We start from the raw sequence: 19,831 nt of genomic DNA, 5'->3' as shown, positions 1-19,831 counted from the left end.
CACCGTCAACTCAAGTCATTCTGATAGTAGTACCCGGTTGTGACATACCAGCCGCGACGCACTTCCACCGGCCGGTCTCCGTATGTATAGGACACACGCTCGACCGACAGCAAAGGGAAACCCGCCGGCACGTGCAGCAGGTCGGCCACCGCCGGCTCCGCCGCGACCGCGCGGATCTTTTCCGTCGCGCGGATCATCCGCGTGCCGAACTCCGTCTCGAACATCGCGTAGAGCGGCCCCGTGTACTCGCTCAGCCGCTCGAACGTGAGCCCTCGGAACATCGCGCCCGGCAGCCAGATCTCGTCGAGCACCGTCGCTTCGTTCTCGAACTCCAGCAGGCGGCGCACCTGCACGACCGGATCGGCCGGCTTCAGGTCGAGTTGCCGCGCGATCTCGGCCGGCGCGCGCAGGCGCCGGCATTCGAGCAGGCGGCTCACGTGCGGATGCTCGGCCCCGTCGTCGGCCAGCAGCCGCAGGAAGCGGAACTGCGCGCGATCTTCGTTGTGCGTCGCAACAAAAGTGCCCTTGCCCTGCCGCCGGACCACGAGGTTTTCGGCGGCCAGCTCGTCGATCGCCTTGCGGACGGTGCCCTGGCTGACCTTGTAGCGGGCCGCGAGCTCCACCTCGCTCGGGATGATCTCGCCCGGCTTCCACTCGCCGGTTTCGAGACTTTGCGTGATCAATGACTTAATCTGCTGGTATAACGGGCTGAACGTCGGCGACGGAGCCGCCGCGGGCGAAGGTGCGGGATCGCTCGCGCCCGGCTGCCCTGGGCCGCCTGCGCCGGTCTGATTCGCGGTATTCGCCTGGTTCGATGTCATGGCGCGCATTTCATCACAAACCGCACTTTTAAGTCCACTCAATTTCCGCAAAACATCTGTCTTATATAAGACATATGATACCGTTTGACTTTGAGCCGGACGGCTCCTACACTCCGGGTCGAGCAAGGGTTCGCGGGTGCAAAAGCGCGTCCCCGGCTACGTGCCACGGCCGTCTCCAGGTTCACCGCGTCTGCCATCGCGAGTCCTCCGCCCTGCTTCAATGCAACACTCAGCACAACGCGCATAGAATGGCGTTTTCGCGAGTGTCCAACGCTTCACCCGTCCTGGAGATTTTCAATGGCTAAGCCAGCAAAGCGCGTTGCCGTCACCGGCGCCGCAGGTCAAATCGCTTACTCCCTGCTGTTCCGCATCGCGAACGGCGACCTGCTCGGCAAGGACCAGCCGGTCATCCTGCAACTGCTCGACCTCCCGCAAGCCCAAGGCGCCGTCAAGGGCGTCGTGATGGAGCTCGACGATTGCGCGTTCCCGCTGCTCGCGGGCGTCGTGATCACCGATGATCCGAAGGTCGCATTCAAGGATGCCGACGTCGCACTGCTGGTCGGCGCACGTCCGCGCTCGAAGGGCATGGAGCGCAAGGACCTGCTGTCGGCCAACGCCGAAATCTTCACGGTTCAGGGCGCCGCGCTGAACGAAGTCGCGAGCCGCGACGTGAAGGTGCTGGTCGTCGGCAACCCGGCGAACACGAACGCCTACATCGCGATGAAGTCGGCGCCGGATCTGCCGAAGAAGAACTTCACGGCCATGCTGCGCCTCGACCACAACCGCGCGCTGTCGCAACTCGCGGCGAAGTCGGGCAAGCCGGTCGCATCGATCGAGAAGCTCGCCGTGTGGGGCAACCACTCGCCGACGATGTACCCCGACTTCCGCTTCGCGACCGCCGAAGGCGAATCGCTGCTGAAGCTGATCAACGACGACGTGTGGAACCGCGACACGTTCATCCCGACCGTCGGCAAGCGCGGCGCGGCGATCATCGAAGCGCGCGGCCTGTCGTCGGCAGCGTCGGCAGCGAACGCGGCGATCGACCACGTGCGTGACTGGGTCCTCGGCACGAACGGCAAGTGGGTCACGATGGGCATCCCGTCGGACGGCTCGTACGGCATCCCCGAAGACATCATCTACGGCGTGCCGGTCACCTGCGAAAACGGCGAGTACAAGCGCGTCGAAGGCCTGGAAATCGACGCGTTCTCGCGCGAGAAGATGGACGGCACGCTGGCCGAGCTGCTCGAAGAGCGCGATGGCGTCGCCCACCTGCTGAAGAACTAAGCATCAAGCACCTCGCCGGGCGGCCCTCGGGCAGCCCGGTTTCGGCCCGGGCCGGCATGCCGCCGGCCCGGCCGACCGATCCGATCCGCGCACGTTTTGCCGCCCCGCGCTTGCCGCGCACCGGCCCAGAACGCGCCCGAATCCGATTTTCTCCACGTTGACCCGCTTCCCTGACGTAGACGAGATGGCCGCGCTCACTCCCGCACAAGTGCTGTACGACGGGGCGTCCCCGCCCGCGATCCTGCCCTGCTGCGATCATTACGCGGGCAGCGAAAAGCTGATGCGCAAGTCGCTCGCGCTGCAGGCCGAGCTGGGCCCCGTGTTCGACATCACGCTCGACTGCGAAGACGGCGCCGCCGTCGGCCAGGAAGCCGCGCACGCGGCACTCGTCACCGACATCCTCGGCAGCGACGAGAACCGCTTCGGCCGCGTCGGCGTCCGCATCCACGACTTTTCCCACCCGCACTGGCGCGACGACGTACGCATCGTGCTGCGTGCGGCGCGTGCCCCCGCCTACATCACGCTCCCGAAGATCGCGAGTGCCGCCGATGCCGCCGAAATGACCGCGTTCATCGAAGGCACGCGCCGCGAGCTCGGCATCGCGCAGCCGATTCCCGTCGACGTGCTGGTCGAGACGCACGGCGCGCTCGCGCAGGCGGCCGCCCTCGCCGCGCTGCCGACGGTCGGCACGCTGAGCTTCGGGCTGATGGATTTCGTCTCCGCGCACCACGGCGCGATTCCGGATTCCGCGATGCGCTCGCCCGGCCAGTTCGAGCACCCGCTCGTGCGCCGCGCGAAGCTGGAAATCGCCGCGGCCTGCCACGCGCACGGCAAGACGCCGTCGCACAACGTGACGACCGAGGTGCGCGACATGAGCGTCGTCGCCGCCGATGCGCGCCGCGCGCGCGACGAATTCGCGTTCACGCGGATGTGGAGCATCCACCCCGCGCAGATCCGCCCGATCGTCGACGCATTCGCGCCGCGCACCGACGAGGTCGCGCTGGCCGCCGAGATCCTGCTGGCCGCGCAGGCCGCCGACTGGGGCCCGACGCGCCACGGTGATACGCTGCACGATCGCGCGAGTTACCGCTATTACTGGTCGGTGCTGCGCCGCGCACGGGCCACCGGCCAGCCCGTGCCGGCCGAGGCCGCGCCGCTGTTCGGCCCGGCCGCCGAGGGCGGCGCGCCGTAAGCGCGTTCTGCCCGCGCCGATACACGAGTTTCATGCATTCGACGAGGCGCGAACCGGATAGAGGTTTGCGAAACGACAAAAAACGTAACGGAGCCCGAAAACCTGATATACACGCGGCCAAATAGGTGAAAATAGCGGCCGCTGCGCGCTTTCGGGGCGCGTGCAGTTTCAAACCGGCCGGCGGCGCAGATTGCCGGCCCTTGTCAACTGATTATCGAAAGGTTCTGACTCCATGAAGAAACTCCTGATCGCTACCGCCATCGGCGCCTTGTCCGCCACGATGCTGGTGTCGGCTCCGAGCGCGTTTGCCCAGGGTACGACCACGACGACCGCGAAGAAGGCAGCGGCCAAGCGCCCGGCGCCGGCCAAGCGCATCATCCCGCGCAGCAAGAAGGCGCAGGCACGTGCCGCGGCGAAGGTCGATCCGGTACCGGACGGCGCAGTCAAGTGGTCCTGCAAGGAAGGTCTGTCGTTCGACCTCGCCGGTGACATGAAGCGCGACCAGGTCGTCACGGTTCACTGGGCGAAGAAGAACTACAAGCTGCCGCGTCAGGCCACGACGACGGGCGCCGACACGTTCTACGATCCGGCCGCGGGCTTCAAGCTGGTCGTGATCCCGAGCAAGGCGATGCTGTTCTCCGACGCGAACGGCGGCGAACGCCTCGCGGACGAATGCGTGACGCCGGAAATGGCGCAAGGCACGCCGGCACCGACGCAGTCGAACGAGCTGAAGCCGGCAACGAACTAAGCGCGTTCCCATCGGCCCCTCGATGTCCGCCCCGGTCTCCAACGTCCGCCCTGCTCCGGATACGGTACTCGTCGATATCGTCGACTACGTGCTGAATGCCGGCATCGACAGCGCGCTCGCGCTGGAGACGGCGCGTCATTGCCTGATCGACACGCTCGGATGCGGACTCGAGGCGCTATCCTACCCTGCCTGCACCAAGCTGCTCGGCCCCGTCGTGCCCGGCACGATCGTGCCGAACGGCGCGAAGGTGCCCGGCACGTCCTTCCAGCTCGATCCCGTGCAGGCCGCCTTCGGCATCGGTGCGATGATCCGCTGGCTGGACTTCAACGACACCTGGCTCGCCGCCGAATGGGGTCATCCGTCCGACAACCTCGGCGGGATCCTGGCGACGGCCGACTGGCTTTCCCGCACGGCCCGCGCGGCCGGCCGGAAGCCGCTCACGATGCGCGACGTGCTGGTCGCGATGATCCAGGCCCACGAGATCCAGGGCTGCCTCGCGCTCGAGAATTCGTTCAATGCGGTCGGTCTCGACCACGTGCTGCTCGTGAAGGTCGCGTCGACGGCCGTCGTCGGCCGGTTGCTCGGGCTCACGCGCGACGAGCTGATCAACGCGGTGTCCAACGCGTTCGTCGACGGCCACGCGCTGCGCACCTACCGCCACGCGCCGAACACCGGCTCGCGCAAGTCCTGGGCGGCCGGCGATGCAACCTCCCGCGCGGTGCGCCTCGCGCTGATCGCGAAAACGGGTGAAATGGGCTACCCGTCGGCGCTCACCGCCAAGACCTGGGGCTTCTACGACGTGCTGTTCGACGGCAAGCCGTTCCGCTTCCAGCGCCCGTACGGTACGTACGTGATGGAAAACGTGCTGTTCAAGATCGCGTTCCCCGCCGAATTCCACGCGCAAACGGCCGCCGAGGCCGCGCTGCAGCTGCACGCGCAGCTCGCCGCCGCGGGCCGCACGACCGACGACATCAGCCGGATCACGATCCGCACGCACGCGGCCGCGATCCGCATCATCGACAAGCAGGGCCCGCTCGCCAATCCGGCCGACCGCGACCACTGCATCCAGTACATGGTCGCCGTGCCGCTGCTGTATGGCCGGCTGACCGCGGCCGACTACGAAGACTCGGCCGCCGCCGATCCCCGCATCGACGCGCTGCGCGCGAAGACCGTGTGCGTCGAGGATCCGCAGTTCACGCAGGATTACCACGACCCGGACAAGCGCTCGATCGCGAATGCACTGACGATCGAGTTCACGGACGGGTCGAAGCTTGCCGAGGTGGCGGTCGAATACCCGCTCGGCCACCGGCGGCGCCGGGCCGAAGGCATCCCGCTCCTGGTCGAGAAGTTCAGGACCAACCTTGCCCGCCGCTTCCCGGCCAAGCAGCAACAAGCGATTCTCGACGTGTCGCTGGACCAGGCAAAGCTCGAAGCAATGCCGGTCGATGAGTACGTCGACTTGTATGTGATATAGCCGTCAGATACAGGACTCTTTGTTTCCTAGCCTTAAACCCAGGAAAATCACCATGGCCCACAATCTCCACAAGACCCTCAAGGAATTCGACAGCGGTTCCGGCAAAGGCAAGTTCTACTCGCTGCCGCAGCTCGGCAAGGAACTGAAGACGAAGATCGAACGCCTGCCGGTGTCGATCCGTATCGTGCTCGAGTCCGTGCTGCGCAACTACGACGGCAAGAAAATCACCGAAGAGCACATCCAGCAGCTCGCGAACTGGAAGCCGAACGACAAGCGCGTCGACGAGATTCCGTTCGTGGTGTCGCGCGTGGTGCTGCAGGACTTCACGGGCGTGCCGCTGCTCGCCGACATCGCGGCCATGCGCGGCGTCGCGGAGCGTACCGGCAAGAACCCGAAGAAGATCGAGCCGCTGGTCCCGGTCGATCTCGTCGTCGACCACTCGGTGCAGATCGACTACTTCCGCCAGAAGGACGCGCTCGACCTGAACATGAAACTGGAATTCCAGCGCAACAACGAGCGCTACCAGTTCATGAAGTGGGGCATGCAGGCATTCGACACGTTCAAGGTCGTGCCGCCGGGCGTCGGCATCGTCCACCAGGTGAACCTGGAATACCTCGCGCGCGGCGTCCACAAGAAGGCGGACGGCGGCGACACCGTGTACTACCCGGACACCCTCGTCGGCACCGACAGCCACACGACGATGATCAACGGCATCGGCGTGGTCGGCTGGGGCGTGGGCGGCATCGAGGCGGAAGCCGGCATGCTCGGCCAGCCGGTGTACTTCCTGACGCCGGACGTCGTCGGCGTCGAGCTGAAGGGCAAGCTGCGCGAAGGCGTGACGGCCACCGACCTGGTGCTGACGATCACCGAAATGCTGCGCAAGGAGAAGGTCGTCGGCAAGTTCGTCGAGTTCTTCGGCGAAGGCACGAAGTCGCTGTCGCTGCCGGACCGCGCGACGATCGGCAACATGGCGCCGGAATACGGCGCGACGATGGGCTTCTTCCCGGTCGACGAAAAGACGATCGACTACTTCGAAGGCACGGGCCGCACGAAGGCCGAAATCGCCGCGTTCGAAAACTACTTCAAGGCGCAGAAGCTGTTCGGCATCCCGAAGGCCGGCGACATCGACTACACGAAGGTCGTGACGCTGGATCTGACGACGGTCGCGCCGTCGCTGGCCGGCCCGAAGCGCCCGCAGGACCGCATCGAGATCGGCCACGTCAAGTCGACGTTCACCGACCTGTTCTCGAAGCCGGTCGCGGAAAACGGCTTCGCGAAGAAGGCGGAAGACCTCGGCGCGCAATACACGACGAGCAACGGCGTCGACGTGAAGAACGGCGACATCCTGATCGCCGCGATCACGTCGTGCACGAACACGTCGAACCCGAGCGTGCTGCTGGCCGCCGGCCTGCTCGCGAAGAAGGCGGTCGAGGCCGGCCTCACGGTCGATCCGAAGATCAAGACCTCGCTCGCGCCGGGATCGCGCATCGTCACCGAGTACCTGACGAAGACGGGCCTGCTGCCCTACCTGTCGAAGCTCGGTTTCGAAGTCGCGGCCTACGGCTGCACGACCTGTATCGGCAACGCGGGCGACCTGACGCCGGAGCTGAACGAAGCGATCACGAAGAACGACATCGTCGCGGCAGCCGTGCTGTCGGGCAACCGTAACTTCGAAGCGCGGATCCACCCGAACATCCGCGCGAACTTCCTCGCGTCGCCGCCGCTGGTCGTCGCCTACGCGATCGCCGGTAACATCACGCGCGACCTGATGACCGAACCGGTCGGCAAGGGCAAGGGCGGCCGCGACATCTACCTCGGCGACATCTGGCCGACGAGCGAAGAAATCCACGCGCTGCTCAAGTTCGCGCTCGACCCGAAGAAGTTCGAGGACAACTACTCGAAGCTGACCAAGAAGGGCGACCTCTGGAGCAAGATCGAGGGCGAATCGGGCCAGGTCTACGACTGGCCGAAGTCGACGTACATCGCCGAGCCGCCGTTCTTCGGCAACGACTTCTCGATGGAACCGGCTGCATCGATCCCGACGGTCAAGGGCGCGCGTGCACTGGGCATCTTCGGTGACTCGGTCACGACCGACCACATCAGCCCGGCAGGCTCGATCAAGGAAGACTCGCCGGCAGGCAAGTGGCTGAAGGAGAACGGCGTGCAGAAGGCCGACTTCAACAGCTACGGCTCGCGCCGCGGCAACCACGACGTGATGATGCGCGGCACGTTCGCGAACGTCCGGATCAAGAACCTGATGATCCCGGCGAAGGCAGACGGCACGCGCGTCGAAGGCGGCCTGACGATCCACCAGCCGAGCGGCGAACAGCAGTCGATCTACGATGCAGCGATGCAGTACGTTGCCGCCGGCACGCCGACGGTCGTGTTCGCCGGCGAAGAGTACGGCACGGGCTCGTCGCGCGACTGGGCCGCGAAGGGCACGCAACTGCTCGGCGTGAAGGCCGTGATCGCACGCAGCTTCGAGCGCATCCACCGCTCGAACCTGGTCGGCATGGGCGTGCTGCCGCTGCAGTTCAAGGGCGCGGACAGCGTCCAGTCGCTCGGCATCACCGGTGAAGAGACGTATGACATCGAAGGCCTCGGCGACGACTTCAAGCCGCAGCAGGACGTCACGCTCGTGATCCACCGCAAGAACGGCGAATCGCAGCGCGTGCCGGTGCTGCTGCGCATCGATACGCCGATCGAAGTCGACTACTACAAGCACGGCGGGATCCTGCCGTTCGTGCTGCGCTCGCTGCTCGCAGCGTAAGCGCCCTGCACCTTGCAGGTGCCGCAGCCACCTCGCGGGCGGTTGCGGCCGATTTGGATGCCCGACCTCGTGTCGGGCTTTTTTTTTCCTGCGCTACGCCGCGTGACCGGTCATGCGGCGCGTCATGCCGCCTTGTCGGCCCGCGCCTTCGTGCCTGCGCCCGCTCGCCGGGCGTTCTTCTTCAGATGCGTGCGGTTGTAGTCGATCGCCGCGCGCACCAGGTTCTTCAGCGCCCGCTTGTCGAGCTTGTCGCCTTCGAAGAAATCGATCGCGCGCCGCGCATTGCCGTCGAGGCCATCGTTAAAGAGCTGGTCGGGATCGGGCAGCTGCGCGCCGTGCATGAACGTCAGTTTCACCTTGCCCTTGTGCGCGTTCGCCACCGCGATCATCCCGTCGCACGACCATACGGGGCTGCCCATCCATTTCCATTCCTCGACGATGCCCGCTTGCGCGTCGAGGATCGTCTGGCGCAGGTCGGCGAAGGTCTTGCCGCGCCAGTCGGCGATGCCGGCGATCAGCGCGTCGATACGCTCCGACGGCGTGAGGTCGGTTGGGCTCATGCGCGGGCCTCCGTGCCTTCGTCGGGGCGTGCCAGCACCTGTTCGAGCGAGTCGAAGAAGCGGACCCAGCCGTGCTGCGCGCCGCGGTACGCCTGCTCCTGGTCGGGACGGAAGCCGACCTGCTCCATCCGCAGGTGCGTGCCGCGCGGCGTCGGCGTGAGCGTCCACGTGACGACGCTTTCGAGGCCGTATGCCGCCCACGTATAGGACAACGCATGCGGCGGCTCGATCGTCAGGACCGTGCAGTCGACCGAGCCCCAGTCTGCACGGAAGCTGAAGGCACGACCCGCGACGGGCTCGAAGTCGCTCTTCATCAGCCACGCCTCGATCAGGTGCGGTTGCGTGAGCGCGCGCCAGATCTTCTCCGGCGGATGAGGCAGCTCCCGGTCGACGACGACGGAGCGCGTTTCGGTGGTGGCCTGGTTCATTACTGGTCCATCCTTTTCAGAAGATCTTCGAGGGCATCGAACCGGGTCTGCCAGAAGCCGGCCATCTGGCTCGTCCAGTCGATCAACGGGGCCAGCGCTTGAGGCTGCGCGCTGTAGTGCGTCTGCCGGCCTTCGTGGCGGTCGCTCACGAGCCCGGCCTGCTTCAGGACGCCCAGATGCTTCGAGACGGCGGGCTGCGAGACGCCCGCATGGGCCGTCAGCGCGGCAACCGTCAGCTCGCCGTCCGCGCACAGCCGCTCGAAGAGCGCGCGGCGCGTGGGATCGGCAAGTGTCCTGAAAAGCATGTCGTGTGCGTTCTGCATGTCCAAATCCATAACCCGATGGTTATGAATTGAAGCTTATCCGCTGATCGACGCACGTCAAGGCGGAATGTCGCGAACGACGCCCGCGCGATCTTGCGCGGGCCGGCTGTCCGCCGCGCCGGTGTGTGGACGCCCCCGAATTCGAGCCTTTCCTCTAATCCGCAATTGCCGCATGCGATCCGAAAGTCGCCTGCAAGACTGCCGGAAGCACCGTTCCACAGTTCGGGAAACGTTTGCGGTCGAGCGACCCCATTTTTGTGCACGCGCGAATCCGTTCCTGCCGTGTCGCTGCGTTTGACCACATAGTGCGACGCGGCACGCGACACCGACTGGTCGCGCGCGATGCGCTCACGCGGCGATCCGCTCCGCGATCGCGCACGTTCCGGCGTCGCGACGAGCGACTCGTGCGTGCGAGCGTCGCGCCTTGCTGCGCGGCCGTATCGCGAACCGGTTCCGCTCGCCGCTGCCGCAATTCGCTTACGCGCATGACGCAGCGCAGGCGTGCACCCGCGCCGATGTCAGAACTGACAGCTATGGAAAATGGCAGCTACCCGAACGACAGCGACGCCCTACGCTCGTCACCGCTCGCGGCCCCACAAGGGCCGGGGGTTCCAGTAACGTCGCCTCTCCTAAAAAAGGACTCCCGATGAAAAGGAACACCTGGTTTGCCCTTCCCCTTCCGTCGCCCCGCCGTCTCGCGTGCGTGGCACCGTTCGTGTTCGCCGCCGCCGCGGCGCATGCGACGACGGATTGGGTCGATACGCATACGAAGGCCTTTCTGACCGGCCCGCAGTTGATGGCGCGCAGCGCGGCGCCGTCGCTCGAACTGGCAGGCGGTGAAACGACCGACGTCGTGGTCAGCCTGAAACTGCGCAACGCCGCGCAGCTCAAGCAACTGGCGCGCGACGTGAACCGGCCCGGCAGCGCGCATTACCGCCAGTACCTCACGCACGAGCAGTTCCTCGCCAACTACGCGCCGACCGATGCGCAGGTGAAGTCGGTCGTCGACTATCTGCACAAGAGCGGCTTCGTGAACGTCGAGGTTGCGCCGAACCGCCTGCTGGTCTCCGCCAGCGGCACGGCCGCCACCGTGAAGACCGCATTCAACACGTCGCTCGTGCACTTCGACTACGCGGGTCACTCGGGCTTCGCGAACACGTCGACTGCGCAGGTGCCGCGCGCGCTCGGCGACGTCGTCGGCTCGGTGCTCGGGCTGCAGAGCGTTGCACGCGCGCGGCCGCTGCTGCGCATCGGCAACGTGTCGAAGCCGCAGGCGCTTGCAGCCGGCACGGCGACCGGCCACTATCCGAAGGAATTCCCGGGCCTCTACAACGCAACCGGCGTGCCGACCGCAGCCGGCGTCACCGTCGGCATCATCACGATCGGCGGCGTGTCGCAGACGCTGCAGGACCTGAAGCAGTTCACGTCGAGCAACGGTTACGGCACGGTGTCGACGCAGACCATCAAGACCAACGGCTCGGCCGGCAGCTACACCGACGACCAGGACGGCCAGGGCGAGTGGGATCTGGACAGCCAGTCGATCGTCGGCTCGGCCGGCGGCCAGGTCGGCAAGCTCGTGTTCTACATGGCCGACCTCAATGCGAGCGGCAACACGGGCCTCACGCAGGCGTTCAACCGCGCGGTGTCGGACAACACCGCGAAGGTGATCAACGTATCGCTCGGCTGGTGCGAAACCGATGCGAACGCGGACGGCACGCTCGACGCCGAGGAACAGATCTTCACGACCGCCGCGGCGCAAGGCCAGACGTTCTCCGTTTCGTCGGGCGACGAAGGCGTGTACGAGTGCAACAACCGCGGCTATCCGGACGGCTCGAACTACACGGTGTCGTGGCCCGCATCGTCGCCGCACGTGCTCGCGATCGGCGGCACGACGCTCTACACGTCGTCGTCGGGGGCGTTCTCGAGCGAGACGGTGTGGAACGAAGGGCTCGACGGCAACGGCAAGCTGTGGGCGACGGGCGGCGGCGTCAGCACGATCCTGCCCGCGCCGTCGTGGCAATCGGGCAGCAACCGCCAGTTGCCGGACGTCTCGTTCGACGCCGCACAAAGCACGGGTGCGTACATCTACAACTACGGCCAGTTGCAGCAGATCGGCGGCACGAGCCTCGCCGCGCCGATCTTCACCGGCCTCTGGGCGCGCCTGCTCGCAGCGAACGGCACGGGCCTCGGCTTCCCGGCCGGCAAGTTCTACGCCGACATTCCGTCGAACCCGTCGCTCGTGCGCTACGACGTGGTGTCGGGAAACAACGGCTATCAGGGGTATGGCTATAACGCAGGCACCGGCTGGGATTACACGACCGGCTTCGGCAGCCTGAACATCGCGAACCTCAACCAGCTGATCAAGTCGGGCGGGTTCTAAGCGAAGCGTGAAGGCCGGCGCGTGGCGGTGGTTCGTTGCGCGCCGGCTCGAAAATTTCCCGCGATGGTCGTTCGGCCATCGGCTTGCGCCGCAACTGCGCGCCACCCTACTCCGTCGCCTGCTCGCCCACGCGCTCCGACGCGGCCGGCACACCGGCCCGATGCGACGGCGCAAAGAGCCGCAATCCGCTCGCGACACTTGCGGCCCCGGCGAAGCCCGCGCCGAGCATCAGCGCGAGCGTCGGCCCGTGGCGTCCCGCGATCCCGAACGACAGCGCGACGAGCGCCGCGCCCGTCGCCTGCCCGATCAGCCGCGCGGTCGCGATGATCCCGCTCGCGCCGCCGCTGCGCTCGGGCGGTGCGCTCGACATCAGCGCCTTCAGGTTCGGCGACTGGAAGAAACCGAAGCCGGCGCCGCACAGCATCATCCGCCAGCCGATGTCGACGACGCCGGGCGCCGCCGGCAACGCGGCGAGCGACACCATGCCCGCGCTCAGCAACGCCAGACCGATCGCGCCGAGCAGGCCCGGCGGATAGCGATCCGACAAGCGCCCCGCGATGGGCGCGGCGAGCGCGACGATGACCGACCACGGCGTCATCAGGAAGCCCGTCTCGACCGCGTTGCGATGCAGGACGGTTTCGAAATAGAACGGTAGCGACACGAACGCGAGCCCCTGCGCGGCAAACGCGCACACCGCGGTCAGCGCGGACAGCGTGAACACCGGCCGGCGAAACAGGTCGACCGGCAGCATCGGCGCCGGGTGCCCGGCCTGGCGGCGAATCAGCAGCCAGCCGAAGGTGAGCGCGACCGCCGCCGCCGCGAACACGATGGAAAGCGGCCCGCGCTGCGCGAATTCGCCGAGCGCGAAGATCAGCGACGCGAACGTGATCACGTTGAACAACGCCGCGACCGGATCGAACGCATGCTTGCCGCGCGCCGTCTGCGGCAGCGACGGAATCGCCACGGCAAGGGCGAACACGCCGAGCGGCACGTTCACCGCGAACAGCCACGGCCATGCGGCGACCGACAGGATCAGCGACGCGATGGTCGGCCCCACCGCGAACGACACGCCGACCACGAGCGCGTTGAAGCCGACGCCGCGCCCGAGCCGGTGCGCGGGAAACAGCCCGCGGATCAGCGCGACGTTGACGCTCATGATCGCGCTCGCGCCGAAGCCCTGCACGATCCGCGCGGCCGTCAGCATCGGCAGCGTCGACGCGAGCGAGCAGCCGAGCGACGCAACCGTGAACACCGCGAGCCCGGCGACATACACGCGCTTGTGGCCGACGATGTCGCCGAGCGACGCGAACGGCAGCAGCGTCGCGACCATCGCGAGCTGGTACGCGTTGATGATCCAGACGGACGCGGCCGGCGATGCATGCAGGTCGGCGGCGATCGCGGGCAGCGCGGTGTTCGCGATCGCGGTGTCGAGCGTCGCGAGCGCGACGGCCAGCAGCACGGCGGACATCGCACGCCAGTTGACGGCCGGCTCATGCGCGCCGGCGGGGGAAGCGAATTCGGACAAGATGAGGCTCGGCTGACGAGCGACGCGTTGCGCCGCGTCGCGGATTGGACTCGCGGCGGCGTTCCGGACCCACCGCACGGAACGCGCGCCGCCGCGCCCCGTATTGTTGCAGAGCCGTATCGAACGTGCAGGCGGCCGCCTCGTCAGTCAGCGAAATGAAAGCAAATGCGTGGCCGCGCAGGACGCGCGGCAACGCAGGCACGGCAGGCTCGCCGCGTCAGGTCACCGCGCGCCGCGCATTGCGGCCGCGCAGCCATTCGAGCGCCAGCAGCAGGCTCGTCGAGAAGATGATCAGGATCGTTGCGAGCGCAGCGATCGTCGGGCTGATGTTCTCGCGGATACCGGTGAACATCTGGCGCGGCAGCGTCGTCTGGTCCGCGCCCGCGAGGAACAGCGTGACGACGACTTCGTCGAACGACGTCGCGAACGCGAACAGCGCGCCGGACATCACACCCGGTGCGATCACCGGCAGCGTCACGCGGAAGAACGTCGACACCGGATTCGCGCCGAGCGACAGGCTCGCGCGCACGAGGTTCTGGTTGAAGCCCTGCAGGGTTGCCGCCACCGTCGTCACGACGAACGGCACACCGAGCGCCGCGTGCGCGGCGATCAGCCCCGTGTAGGTGTTCGCGAGCCCGAGCGGCGCGAAGAACAGGTACATGCCGACACCGACCACGACGACCGGCACGATCATCGGCGACAGCAGCACGGCCATCAGCAGCGCCTTGCCGCGGAAGTCGGCCTTCGTGAGACCGATCGCGGCAAGCGTGCCGAGCACGGTCGCGACGACGGTCGCCGACGGTGCGACGATGAAGCTGTTCTTCGCGGCCATCCGCCACTCGTCCGATGCGATCAGGTTCTCGTACCAGCGCGTCGAGAAGCCCGGGATCGGATAGACGAGGAACGTGCTCGACGAAAACGACAGCGGCACGATCGCGAGCACCGGCAGGATCAGGTACAGCAGCGTCAGCACGACGAGCACGCGCAATGCGACGTACCACGCGCGCTCGACGAACGACATGTGTGGCGCGAACAGCGGCCTGGCGAGTTTCATGATCGGATTCCCCTTCCCGTTTCGTTGCACGCGGCGCTCAGCCGAGGCTCACGTTGGTGCGCGTGAAGCGCCCGTACACCGCGTACAGCACGAGCGTCGCCGCGAGCAGCAGCCCGCCGAGCGCGCACGCCATGCCCCAGTTGATCGTCACGTTCGTGAAGTACGCGACGTAGTAGCTGACCATCTGGTCGTTCGGTCCGCCGAGCAGCGCGGGCGTGATGTAGTAGCCGATCGCGAGGATGAACACGAGCAATGCGCCCGCGCCGACGCCCGGGTAGGTCTGCGGCACGTACACGCGCCAGAACGCGGCGAACGGATGGCTGCCGAGCGACACGGCCGCGCGCTGGTAGGTCGGCGGGATCGACTTCATCACGCTGTAGAGCGGCAGGATCATGAACGGCAGCAGGATGTGCGTCATCGAGATGTACACGCCGATGCGGTTGAACAGCAGCGTCAGCGGATGCGAGATCAGCCCGCTGCCGATCAGCGCCGTATTGATGAGCCCTTCGCTCTGCAGCAGCACGATCCATGCGGCGACGCGCACGAGCACCGACGTCCAGAACGGAATCAGCACGAGGATCATCACGAGGTTGGCCCGCCGCTCCGACAGCGTCGAGATCCAGTACGCGAGCGGATAGCCGAGCAGCAGCGCGAACAGCGTGACGGCGACGCCGATCACGAACGTGCGGCCGAAGATCGCGAGATAGATCGACTGGTCGGGGTCGGCCGGCACGATGTGACCGAAGCCGTCCTGCTTGTGGTCGAGCGCGGCGAGCAGGTAGAACGGCGAATACGCGCTGCCGTTCTTCGCGATCGCCTGCCAGTAGGCGGCATCGCCCCAGCGCGAATCGAGCTCGACCAGCTTGTCGCGCGTCTGCGCGGGTGTCAGTGCGGCATCATTGTCGCCCTTCAGCGGCATCGCGCGCGCCGTCTTCGCGACGAGCGAGCGATAGCCGGGAATCTCGGTGTTCAGCCGCCGCGCGAGCGCGCCCATCGCCTCGCTGTCGGCCACCTTCGTCATGTCGGCCGCGAGTGCGACATACGCGGCGTCGGCCGGCGGCGCCTTGCGGTCCCAGCCCGACAGCGCCCGGACCGTGTTCGGCAGCGCTGCGGCGATCTCGGGGTTCTGCACCGCGCGCGTGAGCAGCGTGCCGATCGGCACGACGAAAATCAGCAGCAGGAAAATCGCGAGCGGCGCGACCAGCAGCAGTGCCATCGTGCGCTTGCGGGCCTCGGCGGCCTTCAGCTCGCGCTTGAGCGCGGCGTTCGACGGCGAGGAAGGCGCGATCGTCATCGTATTCAACGGTTCTCTCCGGCCGGGCACGATCCGGCGGAAGGCCGCGCGACACGATCGACGCGTCGCGCGGCCGGTTGCATCAGGATGCCTGAACGACGGTTACTTCGTCGCCCACGCGGCGAAACGCTGCTCGAGCTCGTCGCTGTGGTCGGTCCAGAAACCGATGTCTTCCAGCACCGCGTTCTTGCCGTTGGCCGGCGAGTTCGGCAGGTTCGCGAGCGTCTTCGCGTCGAGCGACTTGATCGCCGCGATGTTCGTCGGGCCGTACGCGATGTGCTGCGCATAGCCCTGCTGCGGCTTCGGCGTCAGCGTGTACGCGATGTACTGCTCGGCCAGCGCCTTGTTCGGCGAGCCCTTCGGAATCGCCCAGTAGTCGAGGTCGTAGATGCTGCCGTTCCACACGACCTTCAGGTTCTTGCCTTCCTTCTGCGCGGCGTCGATGCGGCCGTTGTACGCGGTCGACATCACGACGTCGCCGGCGACGAGGAACTGCGGCGGCTGCGCGCCCGCTTCCCACCACTGGATGTTCGGCTTCAGCTCGTCGAGCTTCTTGAACGCGCGGTCCTGGCCGGCCTTCGTGCCGAGCACCTTGTACACGTCCTTCGGCGCGACGCCGTCGGCCATCAGCGCGAATTCGAGGTTGTAGCGCGCGCCCTTGCGCATGCCGCGCTTGCCGGGGAATTTCTTCACGTTCCAGAAATCGGCCCAGCCGGTAGGCGCCGATTTCAGCTTGTCCGCGTTGTACGAGAGCGCCGTCGACCACACGAAGAAGCCGACGCCGCACACCTGCGGCGCTTCCGGAATCAGGTCGGATTTCTTCGCGATCTTCGACCAGTCGAGCTTCTCGTACAGCCCTTCGTCGCAGCCGCGGTTCAGGTCGCCCGATTCGACTTCGACCACGTCCCAGTTGACGTGCTTCGCCTCGACCATCGCCTTCACTTTCGCCTGCTCGCCGTTGTATTCGACGGCCGTGACCTTGTTGCCGGTCGCCTTCTCGAACGGCTGGTTGAACGCGGCCTTCTGTGCGTCGCCGTTCGCGCCGCCGAAGTTGACGACCGTGAGTTCGGCAGCCGATGCCGATGCGCCGACGACGGCGAGCGCCAATGCCAGCGCGGTGCGCCGTGCGGTAATGCGTGCTCGGTTCATGGTGGTTCCTCTCCTCTCGTGGTGGAAGTGGGCAGTTGTTGTTGACGACGTGCTACGGAAAATCGGGGAAACCCTGCTCAAGCGAACACGCGCAGGTGTTCGGGCGAGAACGCGAGCGCGACCGGTGCGCCGGGGGAGAACGCATCGAGCGCGCCGGTGCCGAGCGGCACCTTCACGAAGCATTCGTCCTGGCCGGGCAGCGCGCAGCGCATGCGCACGTGGTCGCCGAAATAGATGAGGCTGCGCGCCTCGCCGCTCAACTGGTTGGCGGCCGCGCCGTTCGCGTGCCCGTTCGCGCCGTGCGCGGCGAGGCTCATGCGTTCGGGGCGGATGCACGCGACGGCCGGCGCACCCTCGGTCGCATCGCCGATGTGACGGCCGACGAGCTTCGTGCCGTCGTCGAGCCGGAATTCGCAGAATTCGCCGTCGACGCGCGCGATGGTGCCGCGCAGCCGGTTGCTGTCGCCGATGAAGTTCGCGACGAATTCGTTGCATGGCGATTCGTACAGGCGGTCCACGGTGTCGAGCTGCTGCACGATGCCCTTGTCGAACACGGCGACGCGATCGGACATCGTCAGCGCCTCGCCCTGGTCGTGCGTCACGTACACGAAGGTCACGCCGAGTTTTTCATGCAGCGCCTTCAGTTCGTACTGCATGTGTTCGCGCAGCTGCTTGTCGAGCGCGCCGAGCGGCTCGTCCATCAGCACCAGCTTCGGCTCGAACACGAGCGCGCGCGCCAGCGCGATGCGCTGCTGCTGGCCGCCCGACAACTGCGCCGGGTAGCGCTTCGCGAAGCGCTCCATCTGCACCATCTTCAGCGCGTGCGCGACGCGTTCCGCGCGCTCGGCCGCCGGCAGCTTGCGCACGGTCAGCGGATACCCGACGTTCTGCTCGACCGTCAGGTGCGGAAACAGCGCGTAGTTCTGGAACACCATGCCGATGTTGCGCTTGTGCGGCGGCACGTTGTTCAGCAGCTCGCCGTCGAGGCGGATCTCGCCGCCGGTCGGGAATTCGAAGCCGGCCAGCATCATCAGGCAGGTGGTCTTGCCCGAGCCCGACGGCCCGAGCAGCGTCAGGAATTCCCCGCGGTGGATATCGAGGTCGAGCGATTTGACGACCAGCGTTTCGCCGTCGTAGGTCTTCCGCACGCCGCGAAAGCTGACGATCACATCATCGGACTTCATCGTGGCTGTCCCCTTGCTTCGCGACAATTGATTTTGAGATGCGAGCCACTATACGGCGCCCACGGTTCTACAATAGGGAACCATTTCAATATTACTAGTAGGACCACTTTGGATACCGTGATCCTCGCCGACTGGCTCTCTGCCCGCCTCGACCGCGGTTCGCCCGAGCCGATGTACCGGCAGTTGCTGCAGCAGATGCAGCAGGCCATCCTGACCGGGGAATTGGGGCCAGGGACAAAGCTACCGAGTTCGCGCACGCTCGCGGCCGACCTGTCGATCGCGCGCAATACCGTGCTGCACGTGTACGACCAGCTGACGGCCGAAGGCTACGTGCTGACGACCACCGGCAGCGGCACCTATGTGGCCGACACGCGGCCGGACGCCGCCGCGATCCACGTGCCGGGCGCCGCACCGCCGCCGTCGAGCGCCGATGAACCGCCGCTGCCGGACGCGCAGGGCGGCCTGTCGATGCGCGGCCGGCAACTGATCGAGCACGCGGGCGTGTCGCGGCGCCAGTGGGGCGCGTTCATGCCGGGCGTGCCGGACGTGTCGGAATTCCCGAGCCGGACGTGGAGCCGCCTGCAGGCGCGGCTGTGGAAGGAGGCGAATCCCGAGCTGCTGACCTATGCGCCGGGCGGCGGCTACCGGCCGTTGCGGCGGGCGCTCGCCGATTACCTGCGCGTCGCGCGCTCGGTCAAATGCTCGCCGGACCAGGTGATCATCACGACGGGCATCCACCAGTCGATCGATCTCGCGGTGCGGCTGCTGTCCGACATCGGCGATCGCGCATGGGTCGAGGAGCCGTGCTACTGGGGCGTGCGCAGCGTATTGCAGGCGGCCGGCCTCACGCTGACGCCGGTGCCGGTCGACCAGGAAGGGCTCGACCCGCGTGCCAGCGACATGCAGCATCCGCCGCGGCTCGTGCTCGTCACGCCGTCGCATCAGTACCCGCTCGGGATGGTGATGAGCCTCGCGCGACGCCGGATGCTGCTCGAATACGCGCGCCAGCACCGCTGCTGGATCATCGAGGACGACTACGACAGCGAGTTCCGCTACGGCAGCCGCCCGCTCGCATCGCTGCAGGGGCTCGACGACGGCGGCCGCGTGATCTACGTCGGCAGCCTCGGCAAGATGCTGTTCCCGGGGCTGCGGATGGGCTACATGGTCGTGCCCGAGCATCTGGTCGACACGTTCCGCACCGGTCTGTCGGAGCTGTATCGCGAGGGCCAGCTGATGCAGCAGGCCGTGCTCGCCGAATTCATCATGGACGGCCACCTGACTTCGCACGTCAGACGAATGCGCACGCTGTACGGCGAGCGCCGGCAACTGATGATCGATGCGATCCGCGCGCGCTTCGGCGACGCGCTGCCCGTGATGGGCGACGAGGCAGGCCTGCATCTCGTGCTCGGCCTGCCCGACGCCTGCGACGATCGCGCGGTCACGCAGAGCGCGTTCGATGCGGGCGTGATCGTGCGCCCGCTCACCAGCTACTACAGCAGCCTCGACACCGCGCGGCGCGGCCTGCTGCTCGGCTATGCGTGCGTCCCGCACGAAGGCATCGGCCCCGCGTTCGACACGCTCGCGAATACCATCGAGCGACACCTGCCGCGGGACCTCACGCGCGCGGCATAGCGGCGCTCATGCG

Annotated in this window: 16 protein-coding genes; 7 read left to right on the top strand and 9 right to left on the bottom strand. The window is 66.9% G+C overall.

From position 1 onward, the window contains the following. Window positions 1–5: 5 nt before the first annotated feature. Window positions 6–830, bottom strand: coding sequence for a GntR family transcriptional regulator (locus tag CFB39_RS22330; protein ID WP_089474467.1), 825 nt, complete (start codon window positions 828–830; stop codon window positions 6–8). A 288-nt stretch (window positions 831–1,118) separates the two neighbouring features. Here CFB39_RS22330 and CFB39_RS22325 point away from each other — a divergent pair, with 288 nt between their 5' ends. The 5 genes from CFB39_RS22325 (at window position 1,119) to acnA (ending at window position 8,289) form a co-directional block, all read left to right on the top strand. Beyond that, entirely contained in the window at window positions 1,119–2,105 is a 987-nt protein-coding gene (locus CFB39_RS22325) for a malate dehydrogenase (protein ID WP_006479357.1), read from the top strand. A gap of 184 nt (window positions 2,106–2,289) precedes the next feature. Next, window positions 2,290–3,297 carry a CoA ester lyase gene (locus CFB39_RS22320; protein WP_089474466.1) on the top strand — a complete coding sequence of 336 codons (1,008 nt, stop codon included), beginning with the start codon at window positions 2,290–2,292 and terminating at the stop codon, window positions 3,295–3,297. A gap of 232 nt (window positions 3,298–3,529) precedes the next feature. Then, the gene (locus CFB39_RS22315; protein ID WP_089432390.1) at window positions 3,530–4,045 is read left to right on the top strand and encodes a hypothetical protein; all 516 of its coding nucleotides are present in this window, start codon (window positions 3,530–3,532) and stop codon (window positions 4,043–4,045) included. Between the two features lie 22 nt (window positions 4,046–4,067). Then, window positions 4,068–5,519 carry a bifunctional 2-methylcitrate dehydratase/aconitate hydratase gene (locus tag CFB39_RS22310; RefSeq protein ID WP_089474465.1) on the top strand — a complete coding sequence of 484 codons (1,452 nt, stop codon included), beginning with the start codon at window positions 4,068–4,070 and terminating at the stop codon, window positions 5,517–5,519. A 52-nt stretch (window positions 5,520–5,571) separates the two neighbouring features. Beyond that, complete coding sequence (acnA, locus tag CFB39_RS22305; protein ID WP_089474464.1) at window positions 5,572–8,289, top strand: aconitate hydratase AcnA; 2,718 nt, start codon at window positions 5,572–5,574, stop codon at window positions 8,287–8,289. Between the two features lie 122 nt (window positions 8,290–8,411). Here acnA and CFB39_RS22300 read toward each other — a convergent pair whose 3' ends face one another. From CFB39_RS22300 to CFB39_RS22290, 3 genes are read right to left on the bottom strand one after another with little or no spacing between them, the layout of a single operon-like run. Next, window positions 8,412–8,849, bottom strand: a complete 438-nt coding sequence (locus CFB39_RS22300) for a DUF1801 domain-containing protein (protein ID WP_089474463.1) — start codon at window positions 8,847–8,849, stop codon at window positions 8,412–8,414. Beyond that, a complete protein-coding gene (locus tag CFB39_RS22295) occupies window positions 8,846–9,277 on the bottom strand; it encodes an SRPBCC domain-containing protein (RefSeq protein WP_089427966.1) in 432 nt (143 codons plus the stop codon). Before CFB39_RS22295 ends, CFB39_RS22300 begins: the two co-directional genes overlap by 4 nt. Further along, on the bottom strand, window positions 9,277–9,600 hold the full coding sequence (locus tag CFB39_RS22290; protein ID WP_069252885.1) for a helix-turn-helix transcriptional regulator: 324 nt from the start codon (window positions 9,598–9,600) through the stop codon (window positions 9,277–9,279). The genes CFB39_RS22295 and CFB39_RS22290 overlap by 1 nt, the downstream gene beginning before the upstream one ends. 646 nt (window positions 9,601–10,246) lie before the next feature. On the opposite strand from CFB39_RS22290, the gene CFB39_RS22280 reads away from it, so the two are divergent. Then, window positions 10,247–11,980: a protease pro-enzyme activation domain-containing protein gene (locus CFB39_RS22280; protein WP_089474462.1), complete on the top strand. Its 1,734-nt coding sequence runs from the start codon at window positions 10,247–10,249 to the stop codon at window positions 11,978–11,980. 106 nt (window positions 11,981–12,086) lie between these two features. Here the strand turns inward: CFB39_RS22280 and CFB39_RS22275 are convergent, their stop codons facing one another. The 5 genes from CFB39_RS22275 to CFB39_RS22255 form a co-directional block, all read right to left on the bottom strand. After that, the gene (locus CFB39_RS22275; protein WP_089474461.1) at window positions 12,087–13,505 is read right to left on the bottom strand and encodes an MFS transporter; all 1,419 of its coding nucleotides are present in this window, start codon (window positions 13,503–13,505) and stop codon (window positions 12,087–12,089) included. A 217-nt stretch (window positions 13,506–13,722) separates the two neighbouring features. Further along, window positions 13,723–14,559, bottom strand: coding sequence for an ABC transporter permease (locus CFB39_RS22270; RefSeq protein ID WP_069251120.1), 837 nt, complete (start codon window positions 14,557–14,559; stop codon window positions 13,723–13,725). 37 nt (window positions 14,560–14,596) lie between these two features. Next, entirely contained in the window at window positions 14,597–15,853 is a 1,257-nt protein-coding gene (locus CFB39_RS22265; RefSeq protein ID WP_179257748.1) for an ABC transporter permease, read from the bottom strand. Window positions 15,854–15,955: 102 nt separating this feature from the next. Continuing rightward, window positions 15,956–17,002, bottom strand: a complete 1,047-nt coding sequence (locus CFB39_RS22260; protein ID WP_089427970.1) for an ABC transporter substrate-binding protein — start codon at window positions 17,000–17,002, stop codon at window positions 15,956–15,958. Between the two features lie 77 nt (window positions 17,003–17,079). Continuing rightward, entirely contained in the window at window positions 17,080–18,186 is a 1,107-nt protein-coding gene (locus CFB39_RS22255; protein WP_089474459.1) for an ABC transporter ATP-binding protein, read from the bottom strand. 108 nt (window positions 18,187–18,294) lie between these two features. Between CFB39_RS22255 and CFB39_RS22250 the strand changes: the two genes are divergently transcribed. Beyond that, a complete protein-coding gene (locus CFB39_RS22250; RefSeq protein ID WP_089474458.1) occupies window positions 18,295–19,818 on the top strand; it encodes a PLP-dependent aminotransferase family protein in 1,524 nt (507 codons plus the stop codon). Window positions 19,819–19,831: the final 13 nt, after the last annotated feature.

It is taken from the genome of Burkholderia sp. AU6039, assembly GCF_002223365.1.
In the GTDB taxonomy this organism is placed as follows: Bacteria; Pseudomonadota; Gammaproteobacteria; order Burkholderiales; family Burkholderiaceae; genus Burkholderia.
Note: the sequence above shows the minus strand (reverse complement) of the source record. Positions and strands in the feature narration are given on the sequence as shown.

Excerpts from the sequence above, each read along its gene's own strand:
- CFB39_RS22260 (WP_089427970.1), bottom strand. The coding sequence starts at position 17,002 with ATGAACCGAGCACGCATTACCGCACGGCGCACCGCGCTGGCATTGGCG.
- CFB39_RS22330 (WP_089474467.1), bottom strand. The coding sequence starts at position 830 with ATGCGCGCCATGACATCGAACCAGGCGAATACCGCGAATCAGACCGGC.
- CFB39_RS22325 (WP_006479357.1), top strand. The coding sequence starts at position 1,119 with ATGGCTAAGCCAGCAAAGCGCGTTGCCGTCACCGGCGCCGCAGGTCAA.
- CFB39_RS22255 (WP_089474459.1), bottom strand. The coding sequence starts at position 18,186 with ATGAAGTCCGATGATGTGATCGTCAGCTTTCGCGGCGTGCGGAAGACC.
- CFB39_RS22290 (WP_069252885.1), bottom strand. The coding sequence starts at position 9,600 with ATGCAGAACGCACACGACATGCTTTTCAGGACACTTGCCGATCCCACG.
- CFB39_RS22320 (WP_089474466.1), top strand. The coding sequence starts at position 2,290 with ATGGCCGCGCTCACTCCCGCACAAGTGCTGTACGACGGGGCGTCCCCG.
- acnA (WP_089474464.1), top strand. The coding sequence starts at position 5,572 with ATGGCCCACAATCTCCACAAGACCCTCAAGGAATTCGACAGCGGTTCC.
- CFB39_RS22280 (WP_089474462.1), top strand. The coding sequence starts at position 10,247 with ATGAAAAGGAACACCTGGTTTGCCCTTCCCCTTCCGTCGCCCCGCCGT.
- CFB39_RS22295 (WP_089427966.1), bottom strand. The coding sequence starts at position 9,277 with ATGAACCAGGCCACCACCGAAACGCGCTCCGTCGTCGTCGACCGGGAG.
- CFB39_RS22270 (WP_069251120.1), bottom strand. The coding sequence starts at position 14,559 with ATGAAACTCGCCAGGCCGCTGTTCGCGCCACACATGTCGTTCGTCGAG.
- CFB39_RS22265 (WP_179257748.1), bottom strand. The coding sequence starts at position 15,853 with ATGACGATCGCGCCTTCCTCGCCGTCGAACGCCGCGCTCAAGCGCGAG.
- CFB39_RS22315 (WP_089432390.1), top strand. The coding sequence starts at position 3,530 with ATGAAGAAACTCCTGATCGCTACCGCCATCGGCGCCTTGTCCGCCACG.
- CFB39_RS22310 (WP_089474465.1), top strand. The coding sequence starts at position 4,068 with ATGTCCGCCCCGGTCTCCAACGTCCGCCCTGCTCCGGATACGGTACTC.
- CFB39_RS22300 (WP_089474463.1), bottom strand. The coding sequence starts at position 8,849 with ATGAGCCCAACCGACCTCACGCCGTCGGAGCGTATCGACGCGCTGATC.